The sequence below is a fragment of the Rhodococcus sp. no. 34 genome (assembly GCF_054589475.1).
In genome coordinates this window covers 256191-277012 of record NZ_BAAILK010000026.1, presented here as the reverse complement: position 1 = coordinate 277012, position 20822 = coordinate 256191, and the positions used below count along the sequence as shown (strand labels likewise).

The 20822-nt window shown below is 63.4% G+C and carries 5 protein-coding genes and 1 tRNA gene; 4 read left to right on the top strand and 2 right to left on the bottom strand.

The window, feature by feature from the left end; all coding sequences use genetic code 11:
- The first annotated feature begins 67 nt into the window (after positions 1–67).
- The 3 genes from ACYP01_RS10320 to ACYP01_RS10310 all read left to right on the top strand — a co-directional run bounded on the left by ACYP01_RS10320 (position 68) and on the right by ACYP01_RS10310 (position 18519).
- On the top strand, positions 68–16777 hold the full coding sequence (locus ACYP01_RS10320; protein WP_459679805.1) for an amino acid adenylation domain-containing protein: 16710 nt from the start codon (positions 68–70) through the stop codon (positions 16775–16777).
- A 150-nt stretch (positions 16778–16927) separates the two neighbouring features.
- Positions 16928–18274, top strand: a complete 1347-nt coding sequence (locus tag ACYP01_RS10315) for a lysine N(6)-hydroxylase/L-ornithine N(5)-oxygenase family protein (RefSeq protein ID WP_007734359.1) — start codon at positions 16928–16930, stop codon at positions 18272–18274.
- The gene (locus ACYP01_RS10310; protein ID WP_003945538.1) at positions 18271–18519 is read left to right on the top strand and encodes an MbtH family protein; all 249 of its coding nucleotides are present in this window, start codon (positions 18271–18273) and stop codon (positions 18517–18519) included. The genes ACYP01_RS10315 and ACYP01_RS10310 overlap by 4 nt, the downstream gene beginning before the upstream one ends.
- 83 nt (positions 18520–18602) lie before the next feature.
- Here ACYP01_RS10310 and ACYP01_RS10305 read toward each other — a convergent pair whose 3' ends face one another.
- Positions 18603–20030, bottom strand: coding sequence for a threonine/serine exporter family protein (locus tag ACYP01_RS10305; RefSeq protein WP_007734361.1), 1428 nt, complete (start codon positions 20028–20030; stop codon positions 18603–18605).
- A 122-nt stretch (positions 20031–20152) separates the two neighbouring features.
- Here ACYP01_RS10305 and ACYP01_RS10300 point away from each other — a divergent pair.
- Positions 20153–20224, top strand: a tRNA-Thr gene (locus tag ACYP01_RS10300).
- Between the two features lie 70 nt (positions 20225–20294).
- On the opposite strand, the gene ACYP01_RS10295 is transcribed toward ACYP01_RS10300, so the two are convergent.
- The coding region (locus ACYP01_RS10295; RefSeq protein ID WP_459679801.1) for an ANTAR domain-containing response regulator at positions 20295–20822 on the bottom strand (528 nt) is incomplete at its 5' end.

Here is a 20822-nt window from a genome sequence, read left to right as displayed (position 1 = left end):
TTCACGTTCCTGGGTAGCCTACCCTAAACTTGCGAGGGTGTTCGTCGTTCGATGAGCATGAACGACGATGATCGGATTCTTGATGTCTGACCACTCTCAGGTAGCTCACCCGGCGGTATCGGGCGGTGCCGATCTGGACGCAGCGCTCCCGGCGACGGCCGCTCAGCGTGAGGTGTGGGTTGCTCAGAACGTCGATCCGAGCAGTCCGGTCTACAACATCGGACTTGTCGTCGAGGTCGACGGCACGATCGACGTCGAGCGCGCGGCAGCGGCGATCGAGGCCAGCGTCGGACGCGTCGAAGCGCTGTTCGTGCACTTCGAGGTCGATGCCGACAACCAGCTGATCCAGGTGCCGATTCCGGATGCGCGCTGGGACGTGGAAATTCTCGACCTTCGGGCCGAGGCGGATCCCGATTCGACTGCGCAGTCGTGGATGGACACCGACATGGCTCGGGTCTTCGGTCCGGACGATCTGCTGTTCCGCCAGGTGCTTCTGCTGACCGCTGACGACCGAGTCATCTGGTATCAGCGCTATCACCACAGCGTGGTCGACGGGTACGGCATCTCGCTCATCGTCGCCGACGTCGCCGAGCGATACGACGATCCGAATCTCGGGACTGCCGCGCCGCAGTGGTCACTCGACGCCGTGGTTGCAGCCGATCTGGATTACCGGAACTCTCCGCGATTCCAGACCGACCGTCAGTACTGGGTCGAACGCGTTGAATCGGGACCGGAAGCGACGCGGATTCTGCATGGGCAGGTGGATGATTCGCTGCCGCCGATCTCGGCGATACTCACGCTCGACGCTGATCGCGCGGCACAGCTCTACCGCTATGCGGCCGACGCCGGGATTCGACGAACTCGCCTGCCCATGGCGGCGCTGATCGCGTACATCGCACGAACCACCGGAAAGCACGACGTTGTCGTCTCGGTACCGATGGCCGCTCGGGTGGGGCGCAACATGCGTCGCACTCCTTCGATGGCGTCGACGATTTTGCCGCTGAGTATTCGGGTAGAACGCTCGGAAACCATCGGCCAGTTGGCAACTCGTCTCGACACCGCCCTGGTCTCGATTCTCAAGCACGGGCGCTACCGAGGTGAGGATCTCGCTCGCGACATTCGGGCGATCGATCCCGACCGTCAGGTCTTCGGTCCCGGCATCAACTCCATGATGTTCGAACACACACTCACCTTCGGCGGATGCCCGGTGCGCGTGCGTAATTCGGTAACCGGTCGAGTCAGTGACCTGGATCTGAGTGTGCGCGGTGGTCAGGACGGGGAGCCGATCGAGATCGACGTCCGCGCCCCGGCCGGATTCGACAGGGAGTTGGCCGATCACACCGCCAGAATCGAACAGTTCCTCGATCGATTCGTAGCAGAGCCGCAGCTTCCGATCTCGGCACTCGACCCCATGTCGCTCGCGGAGAGAGAACTCGTGCTCCACGGGTGGAACGACACCGCAGAGCCGCAGCCCGTCACGACGGTGCCGGATTTGTTGCGCAGCAGCTTCTCTGTCGATCGGGGCGTTGTCGCCGTGGTCGACGGGGACGTCCGGCTGACGTACGGCGAACTCGAAAGTCGGGTATCACAGCTCGCCGCGCACTTGATCTCTCGCGGTGTCGCGACCGAAACCGTTGTGGCGATCGGGCTTCCGAGATCCGCCGAGATGGTGGTGGGGTTGTTGGCCGTCATGTGTGCCGGTGGTGCCTTCGTGCCACTGGATCCGTCATGGCCTGCCGAACGCCGCGAATCGGTACTTGCCGACGCGGGCGCCACACTGGTGCTCACCTCGGACGGTGTAGACGACTCCGTTCCGGTCGATCTCTCCGCGTGGGCGTACGAGGACGGGCCCTCGGACCTATCCGAGACAATGACCTCCGACATTCGTATTCACGGTGCCCAACTCGCATACGTCATCTTCACGTCCGGTTCGACCGGACGTCCGAAGGGCGCCATGATCCGCCACGAGGCAATCTGCGCAAGGTTGCTGTGGCAACGGGAGCGGATTCTCGGGTTCGGGTCCGGCGATGCCTCCTTGTTCAAAGCCCCACTCTCGTTCGACATCTCGATCAACGAGATCCTGCTCCCGCTCGTCTCCGGCGGTCGATTGGTGATCGCGAAGCCCGAGGGGGAACGCGACCCGCAATACCTGCTCGACCTGATCGCCGGAGAATCGGTCACCTTCGTCTACCTGGTCTCGTCCATGCTCGACATACTGCTGGACCTGGCGAACGAGACCGATCAGCTCGATTCGTTGAAGCACGTGTGGTGCGGCGGTGAGGTTCTCACGCCTGAACTCTTCGACCGGTTCCGTGCCCAACTGTCCACGACGCTGTATCACGGCTACGGGCCGGCAGAAGCGACCATCGGTGTCTCCCATGTGATCTACCGAGAGGACGCGGAACGAATCGCGACCTCCATCGGGCGGCCGAACCCCAACACTCGCCTGTACGTGTTGGACGGCGACCTGCAGCCGGTTCCGATCGGCACCGGCGGCGAACTCTACGCCGCGGGCTTCCTGCTGGGACGCGGATACGTCGGCGCGTCGGCGCTGACCGCATCTCGCTTTGTCGCGGATCCCTTCGTCTCAGGTGATCTGGCCGGATCCCGGATGTATCGCACCGGTGACTTGGCCAGATGGACCGACGACGGCACCCTCGACTTCCTCGGACGCACGGACAATCAGGTGAAGATCCGCGGCATGCGCCTGGAACTCGAGGATGTCGAAGCCGCCGTGATTTCGCACCCCGCAGTGCGTCACGTGGCAGTTCTGGTGCGCCAAGCACCAACAGGTGCAAAGTATCTCGCCGCCTACGTGAGCGCAGCGTCGGGGACGAACCTCGCGATCGACTCACGTGAGCTTCGCGAGTGGGCTGCGAGCAAGCTGCCCGACTACATGGTCCCGACCACCGTCACCGTCCTCGACAAGTTTCCGCTCACGGCAAACGGCAAACTCGACCGTCGCGCGCTACCCGAGCCCGATCTCGCCGAACTGAGTGCACATGTCGCCGCGAGAAACGAAGTCGAACAACAGTTCTGCACGTTGATCGCGTCGGCAGTCGGCCTCGATTCGGTCGGCGTTACCGACGACTTCTTTGCACTGGGCGGCGACAGCATCGTCGCGATCTCACTCGTGACCGCGGCTCGTGCTGCCGGTTTGTCGATCAGTCCTCGCGAGGTGTTCCAACTGCGCACCGCCGAGGCTATGGCGCGTGCCCAGTCCTCCCGAGTGGCTGAGATCGTCGACCACGCGGACCAACCGATCGGCCACGTAGCTACGACGCCGATTGCCGCCAGGGTTCTCGGAGTGTCGGACGCAGTACGAACCTTCCACCAGCGAGCGCTGATTCAGACGCCGTCAGCCTTGACGTCCGAGCATGTCCAGGCGGCGCTCGACGCCCTGGTGGCGCGCCACGATGCACTTCGTGCGACGTTGACGCCCGAAGGAAGACTGCTCGTCCCGGAGACAAACGAAGTGGCTGTGGTCTTCGAGACCCGTGCACTACCGGCACCGCTCGAAGAATGCGGACCGCTGATCGTCGCCGAGACCGAGCGAGCTGTCGGCCGTCTGAATCCGGCCGACGGCACGATGGTCAGCGCTGTTCTGTTCCGCCCTGTGACCGGTCCCGGACGGCTGTTGCTGGTCATCCACCACGCGGTGGTCGACGGCGTCTCGTGGCGCATCATCCTCGAGGACCTCGCGCGCGCCGGCATCGCAGCGATGAATGGCGACGAACCCGCACTCGCTCCGGTCGGCACGTCGGTGCGAAGGTACGCCGAACTCGTCTCGGATGCGGTCGGAGCCGGGCGACTGGACTCGGAAATCGAGTTCTGGGACTCGGTGACGTCCGCACAACGGGCATCTCTCGGCCGTCGGGCACTCGACCCGGCAGTTGACCTCGCGCGCACCGCTGCAGCGCGGTCGATCACCCTACCTCCAGAACTTGCAGATCAGCTGTTGGGCAGTGTCCCACGGGCGTTCGGAGCCGATGTGAGCGAAGTGCTGGTCACCGCACTTGCCGTGGCGCTGACCCGTTGGAGCGGTGCCGGATCGGTGACGATCGACCTGGAGGGGCACGGACGCGACGAGGACATCGTTCGCGGTGACGGCGCTGCGCACGTCGACCTGACTCGTACCGTCGGATGGTTCACCACAGTGTTCCCGGTGGCGCTCGAGATCGGTACAGCCGCTCCGGATCTCGAAGCGAGCGGCGAGTTGGCGGGGGTTCTCAAGAGCGTCAAGGAGCAACTTCGACGCGTCCCCAACGCCGGCTTCGGGTACGGAGCATTGCGATACCTGGGCAGCTCGGATCAGTTGGGTAGCGTCGCAGCGCCGGAGGTGGTGCTCAACTACCTGGGACGTACTGCCGCAGCGGAGGGGGACTGGTTCCCGGTGTCGATGGACGGTGCTGCCGATCCGTCCATGCCGCTGGGACACGCGTTGTCTGTCGACGTCGTAGCCGAGGACGCCGCCGGTGGACCACGACTGCGAGCCACCCTGACCTGGGCGTCGAACATCTTCCTGCGTAGCGACATCGACAGGTTTGCGCGGTTGTGGCTGGACTCGCTCGAGGCCGTGTCCGGGCTCGCAGCCTTCGGCGGAGCCACACCCTCGGACTACCCTCTGGTGGCGCTCGCTCAGGCAGACGTGGACGGGTTACCGAAGGCTGAAGAGATTCTCCCACTCACTCCGCTGCAGGAAGGGATCTACTTCCATTCGGCGTTTGCCGATCCGGGGGCCGATCAGTATGTCGTGCAACAGGTTGTGGAACTGACCGGAGCCGTGGACAGTGCGGCGTTGCGCCGCGCGCTGCAATCCGTCGTCGATCGGCATGAGGCGCTGCGCACCGGATTCTCGGTCCTGGGTGACGGCCGGGTCGTGCAGGTGGTGCACCCGAGCGCTGTCGTGGAGATGGCGGTAGTCGAGGTGGCCGGCGCCGATGTCGATGAACTGCTTTCCGCCGACCGCGCGCGCGGGTTCGACCTGGCGCAACCGCCGCTCGTCCGTTACACGCTTGTCCGTGCCTCTTCGGAGAAGTACCTTCTGCTGCAGTCGATTCACCATGCGGTCGCAGACGGATGGTCGGTTCCGGTGATGCTGCGGGAGCTGATGGCGTCGTACAGCGTTGGCGACTCCGGCGTGGTGCTCCCGACTCCGGCGCCGTACCGCAGCTATCTCGAATGGTTGGCCGGCCACGATCACGAGGCCTCGGCAGCGGTGTGGAGAGAAGCGCTGAACTCTCCCGGGCCCGCGGTCGAACTTCCCGCGCCGAGCGCGGGCAGCAGCGGCGTCTGTGCCACCCGAGTCGAGCTGTCCGACAGTGATACTCGCGCACTGGCGATCAACGGACGCTCCCATGGCCTGACGCTGAGCACGCTCGTGCACGGCGCCTGGGGGCTGGTGCTCGGCCGAATGACCGGCCGAACAGACGTGCTGTTCGGATCGACCGTATCGGGACGCGGTGGAGACCTGCCCGGGATCGAGTCCATGGTGGGCTTGTTCATCAACACCGTGCCGGCTCGGTTGCGGTTCGATCCGGCAGAGACAGCCGCGCAAGCGCTTTCCCGTTGGCAGAGGGAACAATCGGAACTACTCGACCATCAGTACCTGGGGTTACCCGAACTGCGACGGACCGGCGGACTGGAGCAGGACTTCGAATCACTCGTCGTGTTCGAGAACTATCCACTCGGTGACACGGCAATCGCTGATCCGACGAACTCGGTGCGACTGACGGGAATTCGATTCGACGAGCGACCGGCCTACCCGTTGACCCTGATCGTCGTCCCCGGCGATCGATTGGCGTTGGAGCTCAAGTACGACGCTGCTCAGGTGGACGGCGACGCCGCTGCGTCGCTGGCCGAAACTCTCGCAGTCGTACTCACCGAGCTCTCGCGCGATCTCGATCAGGTCATCGGCCGGATCGCGCTGGCACCCGCACAGCCGGGGAGCGTCGGCACGGCCTTGGATCGGCCGCGCGCAACGCTGACCGAGCTGCTGAAGGATCAAGCCGGGCGTACGCCCGAAGCCACCGCAGTGATCTTCCGTGAAGAGTCGTTGACCTACGCCGAACTTCACTCTCGCGCTGATCGTTTTGCGCATCTGCTGCGCGAACGTGGCGTCGGACGCGAATCGTTGGTAGCGGTGGCCTTGCCTCGCTCTCCTGATCTGATGGTCGCGATACTCGGCATCGGGAAGGCCGGGGGAGCATACGTTCCCCTCGACACCGGCTACCCGGCGGAGCGGCTGACGTACATGCTGGGTGACGCCGATCCTGTGTGTGTCGTGGTGTCGGAAGACTCTTCACTCGATTCGGGTTCGGTTCCGCGGGTGACGGTATCGGAGTCGGCGCAGTTCCCCGCCGATCCGCTGAGTGTCCCAGGATCGCCCGCGGATGCCGCGTACATGATCTACACTTCGGGTTCGACCGGTCGCCCCAAAGGCGTTGTGGTCAACCACGAGGGTGTGGTCAACCGATTGCTCTGGGCACAGCAGATACGTCCGATGGACGTCTCCGACCGGATGCTGCAGAAGACCCCGTCGAGCTTCGACGTCTCCGTTCCCGAATTCTTCTGGCCGTTCCTGGTGGGGGCAACTCTCGTGATGGCCGAGCCGGACGGGCACAAGGACCCTGGCTATCTGGCCGACGTCATCGTCGAACATTCCGTGACCCGAGTGCATTTTGTTCCGTCGATGCTCGACGTGTTTCTCGCGGAGCCGAAAGCAGCACTGTGCTCTTCGCTCGAGATCGTCAACTGCAGCGGCGAGGCACTGCCCGTTCACGTTGCGCGCAAGGTCTCCGAGATCCTGCCGAATACTCTGGTGGACAACCTCTACGGCCCCACCGAGGCCGCCGTCGACGTCAGTTGGCAGCCGTCGGTGCAGGAAACTCCGCCAGACGCCGTCAGCGTCCCGATCGGCGCACCTGCCGCCAACACCGGCCTGTTGGTTCTCGATCCCTACCTGCAGAACGTCCCGGCCGGTGCCACCGGTGAGCTCTATCTGGCAGGGCCACAACTGGCACGTGGTTACCACGGACGTGGGGGATTGACCTCCGAACGATTCGTGGCGAATCCGTACAGCGACGGCGGCTCGCGGATGTACCGGACCGGTGACATCGTGCGGTGGAATGCCGACGGCGTTCTCGAGTACCTCGGCCGTGCCGACGAGCAGGTGAAGGTTCGTGGATTCCGAATCGAACTCGGCGAAATCGAAGCGCAATTGGCGCTGTGCCCCGGAGTCACGGCAAGTGCCGTGATCGTCCGAACCGACGGTCCGAGCAACCGCGCACAGGTGGTCGCCTACCTGGTCGGAGATGCTGATGATGTTGCGGTTCGAGCTCAGTTGTTGTCAGTGCTACCGGAGTTCATGGTGCCAAGTGCCTTCGTGCGGCTCGAGTCGCTGCCGCTGAGCCCGAGTGGCAAGCTCGACCGAAAAGCACTACCTGCACCGGATTTTGCGGCACAGGTGGGCGACTTGACGGGAGTGGTTTCCTCGGTCGTTGCAGACCTCCTCGCCGGGCATTTCGCGACGGTTCTCGGACTGCCCCGTGTCGGGGTGCGCGACGATTTCTTCACTCTCGGCGGCGACAGTATCCTGGCGATCCGACTGGTCAACCTGGCTCGTCGTGATTCGGTAGTGCTGACCCCGCGTCAGATCTTCGAATTGCGCACTCCCGCTGCGATCGCTGCAGCGGTGGGTGATGTCGCCACCTCGGATGCCACCGTCACGGCCGACATCGGCGTGGGTGAGCTGGTTCCGCTGCCGGTGGTTCACCGCTTGTCCGAATGGACGGGTGGTACCGACCGCTTCAACCAGGCAGTTCTGATCCACTCTCCGGCAACATCTCTCGGTTCGATCACCGGCGCATTGCAGGCCGTGCTCGATCACCACGACGGACTTCGCCAAACCTTGATCCGACATGACCGCGGGATGTGGTCGGCGCGGATCGAGGAACCCGGTAGTGTCCGGGCAGCGAACCTGGTCGAACGCGTTGATGCTCGGGGACTGGATGACTCCGAGTTGCGAAGACTTGTCACTGAGCACTCCGAAGCAGCGACCAGTCGATTGGATCCGTCTGCAGGGCGGATGGTGTCGGTGGTCTGGTTCGATTGCGGCGCTGAGAGTCTGGGCAGACTCGCGATAGTCGCGCACCACCTGGTCGTGGACGGGGTTTCCTGGGGAACCGTGCTCGAGGATCTCGCGATGGCCTGGGTGGCAGTCGAAGCCGGAGAGCCCGCCGCACTGGATGCTGTCGGAACTTCGCTGCGTACCTTCTCCCGTACGGTGGCCGAACACGCATACAGTGCTCATCGATTCGCCGAACTCGATCACTGGCTGATCGTGACCGCTCCGGGCGCGCAGTTGATCCCCGACGCCGCGGGCGATGCCGTCGTATCCGGAGGCTCGAGGCGCACGGTCACGGTGGACGGAGCAATCTCCGAGGCAGCACTTGGATCGGTTGCGGCAATGGTGGGTGCCGAGGGAACGGATGTTCTGTTGGCAGCGCTGACGATGTCCGTCGATCGCTGGCGCCGCTCCACCGGCCGCAGTGAGCACGAATTGCTGGTCGATCTGGAAAGGCACGGCCGGGAGGAGTTGGTGGCGGGCATCGATCTGTCGCGAACAGTCGGCTGGTTCACCACGATTGCCCCGATGCGACTGCACGGCGGAATCGACCCGGTGGACACGCTACGCGAGGTGAAGGAGAGCCTGCGGGCGGCTCCGGACGGCGGTATCGGCTACGGGATGCTGCGATACGTGAATGCCCGCACGGCATCGACATTGGCGGGGCGCTCCGAATCTCAGATCCTGTTCAACTATCTCGGACGTACGACGACAGCTGGATCGACAGCATGGTCCTTGGCAGCGGAATCCGAAGCCTTGTCCACCGATCCCGACGCAGACATGGGAGGCCCGTACCGACTGATCGTGAATGTCGTCAGCGTGGATTCGGGGCTCCGCGCCGAGTTTGCCTGGGCAAGTGAAGATTTGTCCGAGGAGGACGCGCAGTCACTCTCCGACGGCTGGGTTTCGGCCCTCGGCGATCTGGCGGCTGCGGCCGCGCGTCACGCCGGGCCTCCCATTCTGACCCCGTCCGATGTGACGTTGCTCGACCTGAGTCAGACCGAGATCGACGCGATAGCCGATGCGAGTCCGGCAGGTGTCAGCAGCATCCTCCCACTCTCACCGTTGCAGGAAGGCCTGTACTTCCAAGCCGGCTACGCGGGCAGCAGCGACAGCAGCAGTGGTGGGGACATCTACACGGCACAGTTCTCGATGGACTTCGGGCACACCCTCGATGTCGACAGGTTGGCTGCGGCCGCCCGGACACTTCAACGACGAAATCCCACGTTGCGAGCGGGTTTCGTGAGCGAAGGGCTGAACGAGCCGGTGCAGTTCTTCAGCGCTGGACTCGATGTTCCGGTCGTCGTCCACGATCTCCGTGAACTCGACGACTCGGTTGCTCGTGAGCGTGCCGAGGCCGTCGCCGCCCAAGACCGAGTGACGCCATTCGACCTGACCGCGCCGCCGCTGTGGCGTATGAGTGTGCTGCATCTGCCCGGCGGCCAGGATCGTCTGGTGATCAACAGGCAGTTCCTGCTGTGGGACGGCTGGTCCAACGGCCTTGTCGTCAGTCAGCTTCTGGCGCTTTACGATACCGGCGGCGACGACAGCGCATTCGGCGAACCCGAGGGGTCGTTCGAGACATACCTCGCCTGGTTGGCCGATCGCGACGGTGCAGCCGCCGACGAGGGGTGGCGCGGAGCGCTCGCAGGACTCGAGGAGCCGACGCTTGTTGCCGAGCCTGCGCCCGGCGTCGAAGTTCAGCTTCCGGATCGCCGCGATGCGGTTCTGTCGGAAACGCTTTCGCATGCGTTGCGTGAGCGCGCTGCCGCGTCCGGCGTCACGTTCAACACGGTACTGAATGCAGCGCTGGCCCTCGTGCTGGCGTCGGCCACCGGTCGACAGGACGTCGTCTTCGGCTCCACGGTTGCCGGACGGCCGCCGGAGGTACCGGAAATCGACACCGTGGTGGGCATGTTCCTCAACACCGTTCCCGTTCGGCTGCAACTGGATCCGAACGAGAGCGTCGAGGAACTTCTTCGTCGGACACAGGCGGATCGACTTTCGCTGATGCCCTTCGACTACCTCGGTTTGGCATCGATCCAGCGTGTTTCCGAGCATCGTCAACTCTTCGACGTGCTGATGGTCTTGCAGAACTTCGTGGACGAGAGGCAAGTCCACGCGCTCAACGCCGCTCACGACGTGAGTGGAAGCGACAGTATCGATCACACGCACTATCCGCTGACTGTCGTGGTCACACCGGGTGCCACCGTCAACGTCAAGTTCGAGTTCCATCCGCATCTGGTGACCGCGCGCCGGGCCGAGGACCTACTGGGTCACTTCGTCGACCTGCTGCAGAGTTGGTCGCAGGACATGACGGGATCGGTTGTTGCGTCTCCGGTTCCCGCAGTAGCGCAGCAGACGCAGATCCGGGAGTTGCCGGAGCGCACCATTGCCGACCTGTTCGAAGAAGTCGCGTCGGCGCAACCGGACGACACGGCACTCGTGTTCGGGAAGCGCCGGATGACCTACGCCGATCTCGACGGCGAGATCAACCGGATGGCGCGGTTGCTGATCAATTGCGGCGCCGGCCCGGAAAAGATTGTCGCTCTTGGCCTACCACGTTCTGTGGACATGGTCGTCGCGCTCTTCGCGGTATTGCGCACGGGTGCTGCCTACCTACCCCTCGAACTCGACCATCCGGCCGAACGGTTGGCCGTGATGATCGACGACGCGGATCCTGTCGTGTTGCTGACAACCGTTTCGGCCTCACCGAGGTTCGAAGGTGCGGACGTCCGCACTATCGTGATCGACGAACCTGATACAGCAGCAAGGAGACTGACGATCTCGGCGCGGGCACTCTCCGCGTCGGAACTCGGAGCATTCGCCCCGGGGGCACCGCATCGACTCGACCACCCCGCGTACGTCATCTACACCTCCGGTTCGACCGGCAAGCCCAAGGGCGTGGTCACCGGTTACCGCGGCTTGACGAACATGCAGTTCAACCACCGCGAGGCGATTTTCGAACCCGTGATCGCCGCGGCGGGCCGGCGCCTGCGGATCGCGCACACCGTGTCCTTCGCCTTCGACATGTCGTGGGAGGAACTTCTGTGGCTCGTGGAAGGCCACGAGGTGCACATTTGCGACGAAGATCTGCGTCGTGATGCCGAGGCACTCGTTGCATACTGCGACGCACTGGACATCGACGTCGTCAACGTGACACCGACCTACGCGACGCACCTGATCGACAGCGGGCTTCTCGACGACGGTGTGGGACACCACCGCCCGCCGTTGGTCCTGCTCGGCGGTGAAGCCGTTCCGGATTCGGTGTGGAACAGGCTGCGCGACACCGAGGGAACCGTGGGCTACAACCTCTACGGTCCGACGGAATACACGATCAACACGCTCGGTGGCGGAACGTTCGACAGTGACACCCCGACCGTCGGCAAACCGATCTGGAACACGGCCGCGCATATTCTCGACGGCTGGCTGCGCCCGGTCCCCGATGGAGTTGCCGGCGAACTGTACATTGCCGGAGCCGGTTTGGCTCGCGGCTACCTCGGACGCTTCGCGCTCACGTCCGAGCGCTTCGTCGCAGATCCGGCTGGGACCGGAGAACGTATGTACCGCACCGGGGATCTCGTGCGGCGACGCGGTGACGGCAACCTGGATTTCCTCGGCCGCACCGACGATCAGGTGAAGATCAGAGGTCACCGCATCGAGCCGAGCGAAATCGTCTCCGTTCTCGAATCCGACGAACATGTGCGGCAAGCGGCAGTGGTGGTCGACGTCGGGGCAGGTGGAGTCAAGAGGCTCGTCGGCTACGTGACACCCGTGCAACTCGGCGACGGGCACGACTACCGCGCGCAGGCGCGAGTTCTCCTACCCGACTACATGGTTCCGGCCGTGGTGATCGAGGTGGAGACACTACCGATGACCGTCAACGGCAAGCTCGACGTCAAGGCACTGCCCACGGCTGATTCGGTGCTGGGGGAGCGGAGTGGGGAGTCGATCGCACCGCGTAACCACACGGAAGAGGTCCTCTGCGACCTCTTCTCCGACGTACTCGATGTGGGCGATATCGGGGTCGACGACAACTTCTTCGACCTCGGTGGGCACTCGCTTCTGGCCACCAAGCTGATCAGTCGAGCTCGGATCGCCATTCCGAACAGTCTGACCATGCGTGATCTCTTCGAAGCGCCGACGGTGGCGGAACTCGCGGAACGTATTGCGGCCGAGCAGGGATCGACGCGACCGGTACTGGTGGCGAAGCCGCGGCCGGACCACCTTCCTCTTTCTGCCGCTCAACAGCGATTGTGGCTGATCGGACAGATGGAGGAGAACTCCGCGGCCTACAATTTCCCGATCGTGCTCCGTTTGGACGGCGCACTGGACGCGGACGTCTTCGCCGCGGCGCTCGGCGACGTCGTGGAACGACACGAATCCCTGCGTACGGTGTTCCGGTTGGTGGACGGATCGCCGGAGCAGATAATTCTCGAATCGGCGACGATTCCGGTCGAGACAGTTCATCGAGACGAATCCGGTGTTGCCGGTGAAATTGCCGTGGCAGTGGGTCGTCCGTTCGACCTGTCTGACGAGATTCCGATCCGCGCACGTCTGATCCGGGTGGACGGTGCCGAGGTGGACGGTGCCGTAGTGGTCGTGATCGTCCTGCATCACATCACTACGGACGAATGGTCCGATCGGCCATTCCTGCGCGATCTGATGTCGGCATACTCCTCTCGGATCCAGGGCGAAGATCCAATTTTCGAACCGCTTCCGGTTCAGTACGCGGATTACACTCTGTGGCAACGGGAATTGTTGGGCAGCCCTGACGATCCGTCGAGCGTCCTGAGCACGCAGTTGGACTTCTGGGCGAAGAGTTTGGACGGAGCCCCCGAAGAACTGCTGCTTCCCGCCGACCGGAGTCGACCGGCCAGACCGAGTTTCTCCGGTGGTGCAGTGGTGACACGGTTGGGCGTGGAGACAACTGCTGCACTGCGAGATCTGGCGCGCGAGAGCCGGAGTTCGATGTTCATGGTTCTGCACGCGGCGTCGGCGGCGTTGCTGACTGCGCTCGGAGCGGGTGAGGACCTTCCCCTCGGCGCTCCCGTCGCCGGACGTAGTGAGCAGGGACTCGACGAACTGGTCGGCTTCTTCGTCAATACGATTGTGCTGCGCACGGATACGTCGGGTAACCCGACGTTCCGGGAGTTGGTGGATCGCGTTCGCGAGGGAGATCTCGAGGCCTTCGCCAACGCTGACGTTCCCTTCGAAACGGTGGTGGAGCGCCTCAATCCGTCGCGTACTTTGGCACGTAATCCGCTGTTCCAGGTCATGGTCGGCTATCACAGCCGCGAGGAGATGGGCGGCGATTCGTTCGAACTCGAGGAGTACACGGCGAAGTTCGATCTGGTGTTCAACTTCACCGAGTACCTCGGCGACGAAGGCTGCATCGACGTCCGACTCGAGTACGGCAGCGACCTCTTCGATCGCGAAACGGCACAGCGAATTTCGAACCGATTGGACTCGGTGATCGCGGCCGTCGTGGAATCGGCCGACATCGAGATCGGTGACATCGACATCTTCTTGCCAGGCGAACTCGAACAGGTTGTCACCTCGTTCAACGACACCGCCGTCGACGTGCCGGAAGAGACGTTCTACGACGCTTTCGCGCGTGGGGTCGCTGCTACGCCCGAGGCGATTGCGGTGCGCGACGAGGCGGGGCAGGCCACGTACCGCGAACTCTCCGAGCAGTGTGATCGGATCGCCGGCGTGCTGAATCGCCGCGGAGTGTCGGTCGAAGACGTGGTGGGGCTTGCCGTCCCGCGCTCGGTGGAAATGGTCGCGTCGGTCCTCGCCGTGCTCAAGCTGGGGGCCGCGTATCTACCCCTGGATTTGAGCCACCCGAGCGAGCGCATCACATACATGCTCACCGATTCCCGCGCCTCGGTACTTCTGTCCACTGCGGAGGAAAGCTCGCGGATCGAGGATGTGGTCGGCGTCGAGCGAATCCTCCTGGACGACCCGCTGATCCGTGCGGAACTGGACGAGGCAGTGATCGTCGAAACTCCCCGGCCACCAGTTGGCGTCAGCCACGCTGCCTATGTCATCTACACCTCGGGATCGACCGGCAAGCCGAAGGGAGCCGTCCTCTCCCATGACGGTATTCCGAGTCTTGTTGCCACAGCCGAGGTTCGGATGCGACTGGTACCGGGTTCGGTGGTGATGCAGTTCGCTTCGGTCGGCTTCGACGTCACGGTATTCGAGCTGGCGATGGCACTGTGCACGAGCAGCACCCTGGTGATCGTGCCGCAGAATGCACGAGTTGCCGGTCCGGCGCTGACCGATTTCATGACGAGCAATCGTGTCACCCACGCGATCATCCCTCCCTCGTTGCTGGCCGCTCTGCCGGCAGGATGTGAAGTGCCGCAGGGCTGCACCGTGTTGGTCGGAACCGAGACGGTGCCACCGGAGCTGATCGGGCGATGGGCGGAGCGGCTGAATTTGCTTGCCGCGTACGGACTCACCGAAGCCACGGTGAACAACACACTGTGGCAGGCGGAACCCAGTTGGAACGGTCCCGTGCCCATCGGAATCCCTGACCCCAACGAACAGGCGTACGTGCTCGACGATCAACTGCGTCCGGTTCCGCCGGGAGTATCCGGCGAGCTGTACATCGCGGGACGCGGCCTGGCGAGAGGCTATCTGGGCCGATTCGATCTGACGGCACAGAGATTCATCGCCGATCCCTTCACCGCGGGCGATCGCATGTATCGCACCGGGGACCGCGCGCGGTGGCGCACTGACGGGAACATCGACTTCCTCGGCCGCGTCGACGATCAGGTCAAGATCCGCGGTTTCCGAATCGAGTTGGGCGAAATCATCGGAGCTCTCAGTGCCCATCCTTCGGTGAAGCAGGCAACGGTCGTCGCGGATCGGCAGGGCGAAATCACGCGCCTGGTCGGTTACGTGTCACCGGAACCCGGTGTCGTCGTCGACACGACGGCAGTGCGGAACCTCGCGGCAGTGTCGTTGCCCGACTACATGGTTCCGACCATGGTTGTCGCCCTTGACGGTCCGCTGCCGTTGACGCCCAACGGAAAGCTCGACCGCAAGTCGTTGCCCACTCCGGACTGGTCGGAGCTGGCGGGTGATGTTGCTCCTCGCACGGCAGTGGAGTCCACGGTTGCGGCTGCGTTCGCGGAAATCCTGCAGCTACCGAGCGTCGGAGTCCACGACAGTTTCTTCGAACTCGGCGGCCATTCGATGACTTCGATGAAACTGGTCGGTCGCATTCGGGAAGCGTTCGGCGTGGACGTCAGTATTCGAGACGTATTCGACGCGCCGAGTGTTGCGGAGTTGGCGGCCGTCGTCGCGCGTTCGGAAGGTGGGCGTCCGATCCTGGCGCCGGCGGTGAAACGTCCCGAGACGATGGGTCTGTCTGCGCCGCAACGTCGTCAATGGGAGTTGTTCCGCGTGTCCGGCGCGCAACCGCAAGCAAGCCACGCTCTGGCGCTGACCCTGAAATCGAAGATCGATCCGGAGATTCTCGGGCACGCCTTGGACGATGTGACTTCGCGGCACGAACCCCTGCGGACCACCTTCGTCGAGGTCGACGGCATCGTCGTGGCAAGAGAATCGGTGCGTCCGACTGTCGATGTGGTCGATGTCGGCGCCGGCGATGTGGGTCGAGTGGTGTTCGAACTGGCTCAACTTCCGATGGATCTGCGTGAGCAATCACCGTTGCGGGTTCATCTGGTGCTTGGTGAAGACGGCTCTAGGACACTGCTTCTCGTCATGCACTACATCGCCGTCGACGAGTGGTCCGTAGTGCCGCTGCTGGGAGATCTGGTCTCTGCTTATGCAGCCCGGTCGCAGGGAGATCAACCGGTTTGGGACGAGCTTGCATTGACGTACGCCGATTACACTGTGTGGTCGGACGAGCTGTTGGGAGACCCCCGAGACGTCGACAGCCGAGCGTCGAAGCAACTTGCATATTGGCGGGATGCGCTCGACGGAATACCGACCAGTGTGAATCTTCCGTTGCCGGAAGGTGACTCGGAGCCTCGAGGTGACGTGATCGCCGTCGACATCGACGCGGGTCTGCACGCCGGAATCGACGCCCTGGCTGCGCGCACCGGCACGAGTATGTTCATGGTCCTGCAGGCCGCACTGGCCAGCGTTCTCACGAAGGCTGGGGCGGGTACTGATCTTCCCATCGGTTCATTGGTTGCGGGCAGGTCGGATCCCCGTCTCGAACCGATGATCGGATCGTTCTTCAATGTTGTTCTCCTGCGCACGGATACGTCCGGTAGTCCGACGTTTGCAGAATTGCTGGCTCGCATCCGGGAGAACAATCTGGAAGCGCTGAGCAATCAGGACGTCTCATATGTGTATGTCGAGCAGGCGCTGGGTAATCCGGCGTCCATGAGGCCTCAGGTGATGGTGATCCATCATCAACAGGCCGATTTGGACGGGCTCGGCGACTTCGGTTCTCTCGTACCGATTCCGGTGGGAGTGCCCGATGCGGATGTGACGTTGAGTTTTTACGAACCGGTGGGCGATGGGCCTGTCTTTGCAACTCTCGGGTTCCGTGCCGACCGCGTCGATGCGGGTGCAGTCCGCGTATGGGCAGGTCAGTTGGTCGACGTGATCGAGGCTGCAGTCGCCGCCGAAGGGGATGACGCGAGCGAGGGGGCGAAACTATGACATACGTCGCATCGCTCCGTGGGGTCGACCGCTATACGGGGGCTCACAGTGTTGATACCCTCACCTCATTAAGGGTAGCCTTTGCTACTTACTTCGGGACATCGATTGGCGGCCGTACCAGGTCGTTCCGTCGGGGATGGACTACCTGTAATGAGTGAATCACCAAGAGACTCCAGCGCCGAACCTGCCATTGTCGACATCGTCGGCGTCGGGTTCGGTCCGGCCAACCTCGCGTTGGCCATTGCTGTCGAAGAACACAATGCAAATTGTGCGGCCGTTGATCGGGTGAACGCGCGGTTCTTCGAAAAGCAGTCTCAGTTCGCGTGGCATCCCGGGATGCTGCTCGACGGTGCCACCATGCAGATCGCGTTTCCGAAGGACCTGGTGACGTTCCGGAATCCACAGAGCGGATACAGCTTCTTCTCGTATCTGTTCGAGCAGGGTCGACTGGTCGACTTCGTCAACCACCAGACCTTCTTCCCCACGCGCCACGAATTCAACGACTACCTGTGCTGGGCAGCTCGACGAGTCGACGCGGACGTGCAGTTCGGTACAACCGTCGACGGGGTCGAGGGCATCAAGAACTCCGACGGCGTTGTCGATCGCTTTGCGGTTCGCACCGCCGACGGTGAAACGGTGATCGCGCGCAACATCGTTGTCGGAGCCGGACTGAAAGAGCGGATCCCGGAGTGGGCGACGCCTTCGTCCCGGTGCTTCCACAATCACCAGTTCCTCTTCCATCTCGAAGCAATGCCGGAGCCCGTACACAACCGGTTCGTTGTTCTCGGCGCCGGCCAGAGTGCCGCGGAGATCGTCGACTACCTGCACGCGAACTACCCGAACGCCGAAGTTCACAGTGTTTTTGCCCGCTACGGCTACAGCCCGGCAGACGACAGCCCGTACGCGAACCGCATCTTCGATCCCGAAGCCGTCGATCAGCTGCACGGTGCAGACGCCGCGGAACGACGCCGACTGCTCGATCTGCACCGCAGTACCAATTACTCGGTCGTCGACATCGAACTGATCAACAAGCTGTATGCCACCGAATATCAGGAGATGGTTCGTGGGCCGCGGCGACTGTTCATGCGTCGGGCCTCGGAGATCACGAGTGCCGTGGAGACCGAATCCGGCATCGAACTGGCTGTCCGTAGCAATCTCGACGGCTTGACCGACACGCTGGCGTGCGACGCACTCATTCTGGCCACGGGTTTCACCCCGGCACCTCTGGACGATTTGTTGGGTGAACTCGTGCCGGATTCGTCCGTTCCGCGTAACGTCAGTCGGGATTATCGACTGGCTGTAACGGAGGACGTGACAGGCGGTATCTATCTGCAGGGTGGGACAGAACAGACTCACGGATTGACGTCGTCGCTGCTGTCGAACGTGGCAGTGCGGGCGGGGGAGATTCTGGCGTCGGTGCTGAGCCACCAGAACCGAACTGGTGCGCTTGCTAGTCTGGGCGCACAAGACACGTACGTAACGAGTGAGGCGAGATGAGCACTAACCCTTTCGATGACGAAGACGGCCGCTTCTACGTGCTGGTGAACGACGAGGACCAGCACTCGCTGTGGCCCACGTTTTCCGAGGTCCCCGCCGGCTGGCGCGTGGTGTTCGGCGAAGACAGCCGCAAGGCGTGCCTCGAATACGTCGAGGCGAACTGGACCGACATGCGTCCGAAGAGCCTGCGTGAGGCCATGGAAGCCGATCAGGCTGCCGGTGGAAAGCACGCAGTCGAGAGCTGATTCTCTCACCGCTCGGAACCCCCGAGTGAACAGAAAAGAGCTGGGCACCGTCAGGTGCCCAGCTCTTTCTGCTTGAACGACGCCTACTTCTCGGTGACGGGAACTCGACGCCTGCGCTTGCGGACCATCGGGCGACGTAGCGAGTCCACGCGCATCAGAATCCTTGGACGACGCAGCGTGCGCGCTCCCCATTCGCCGAGCGTGACGCCCGCGGCCAGGGCACAGCCGATGCCGAACGCCGACAGCAAGGCAGTCAACCCGATCAGTACCTGGTCGTTGAGCAGCGCGTACAGGCCTCGGTACAGCGACAGACCGGGGAGCAGGGGAGTGATGCCTGCGACCGCAACAACCAGCGGAGGCGTCAGTGCGCGGCGAGCCATCAGGCCACCGGCAAGACCGACCACGGTTGCGGCGATTGCGGCGGCGATCACGGGACCGACGTCGAGTGTCTGCACGAAGATCGACACACCACTGCCTGCCGCACCGCCCAGGAACGCCGCGGTGAGTGCACGCCGCTCGGCGTAGCAGGCGAGCGCGTAGAACACCGACGCACACGCACCGGAGAGCATGAGGATCGGCAACTGCGTGATGGTGGAGACTTCCACATTGATCGGTGGAAGCGTCGAACCCAACATCCCGGTCATTCGCAACGAGATTGCGACGCCCGCGATGATGCCGCCCGTCATCATCACCACTTCGAAGAATCGCGCGACAGCTGTAATGGGTGCACCCATGATCGCGTCCTGGACCGAGCCCACCAACGACAGCCCGGACAGCAGGACGACCACTCCGGCCGCGATGACCAACGACGGCCGGATACTGATCCCCAGCTGGTCCTGAAATGTATAGAGCGTGGCGGCGGGCGCAGCCGCGATGAGACCACCGACAACCTGCTGGAAGAAGAACGGTAATCCGAACCGGTTCAGTACGCGGTTGACTCGATCGATGACCATCGTCGTCAGAAACGCGACTGTGGCAACGAGGAACCCGCCGCCGAGCAGGACGGAGACCGAAGCCGCCATCGCAGCCCAGGCCATGGTCGCGGTCCATCGGTTGTACGGGTGCGGCGCCGTCGTGATGGCTGTGAGCGCGTCGTGCGCTTGGTCCGGTGTGATCGCCTCACGGCGGATACGACGTGTCAGACGGTCGACGGCCGCCAGCCGCGTGAAGTCCATCGAGCGGTAGTGGACGATGCGCATCGTGCTCGCCGGCGGTCGCGTCGGGCCGCGATAGGCAGAGAGCACAATCGAGTTGTAAGTGACGTCGACGTCACACTGGGCAAGGCCGTACGTGGCGGCGATGAACTGCACCTGCTCAGCGGTGTCCATGGCCGCGGTTCCGGATGCGAGGAGGACTTCGCCCACCCGAACCGCGAGGTCCAGGACCTCTGCGACGACGGCGTCGTCTGTCAGGTCGATCGGTTGAAGCGGTGCGGGAGCCGACGTGACCGTGTCGACGGTGGCTTGCCGGTTTCCCGTCAGGCGTGTGAGTACTTCGGTGAATTTCGCCATCAGGGGGCGGAGTGGGAGTTGCGCATGGGGCCCACGCTATCTAACGTGACCCGCGCGCGGCCACCGCGACGGCTTGGATATGATGGCTCCGCAAAGTCAGTCGCGGCGACGCGTCGGTCTTCGCCTCCTTAGCTCAGTGGTAGAGCACTCGCCTTGTAAGCGAAAGGTCGTCGGTTCAATCCCGACAGGAGGCTCCGAAAGAGGAGGCACTCACCAATGTGGTGGGTGCCTCTGTATTTGCTGAGGTGCCGATAGGCGCCCGGTTCAGTTGGTCTCGGGCTTGTTCGTAGCCTGGCGCGGGTCGATCGCGCCGTCGATGTACTGCTGGGCGATCACTCGCAGTTTGACGTTGCTGCGCTGCGAGTCCTGGATGAGAATGCGGAAGGCTCGGTCGGCGTCCACGTGGTGGGTGCCCATGATGATGCCCTTGGCCTGTTCGATGACGCCTCGCGATTCGAGTGCTCGCTCGAGGTCCATCGCGTGCTTTCTGGCGATGTCGAGGCGCTGCGAGCTGTGCAGCGCGTAGGCCGAGGTCACGGCGAACAGTTGGAGCAATGCCACGTCGGCGCCGGTGAAACCTCGGAGGTCGTGGCTGTAGAGATTGAGGGTTCCGAGCGGGCGTTCCCGGCCAGGCAGTGGCATGGACAAGAAGCTGACGGCGCCGACTGCCTTTGCCGCGCTTGCGAATTGAGGCCACCGGCTGTGGGCTTCGCTGGCATGTGCGCGGACAACCGTTCCCGTGCGTGACGACGTCACACTCGGTCCGTAGTCCAGTCGGAATTGGATCGAGTC

Bases quoted from the DNA above. Each gene is read 5' to 3' on its own strand.
- ACYP01_RS10320 (WP_459679805.1), top strand. From the start codon at position 68: ATGATCGGATTCTTGATGTCTGACCACTCTCAGGTAGCTCACCCGGCG.
- ACYP01_RS10315 (WP_007734359.1), top strand. From the start codon at position 16,928: ATGAGTGAATCACCAAGAGACTCCAGCGCCGAACCTGCCATTGTCGAC.
- ACYP01_RS10310 (WP_003945538.1), top strand. From the start codon at position 18,271: ATGAGCACTAACCCTTTCGATGACGAAGACGGCCGCTTCTACGTGCTG.
- ACYP01_RS10305 (WP_007734361.1), bottom strand. From the start codon at position 20,030: ATGGCGAAATTCACCGAAGTACTCACACGCCTGACGGGAAACCGGCAA.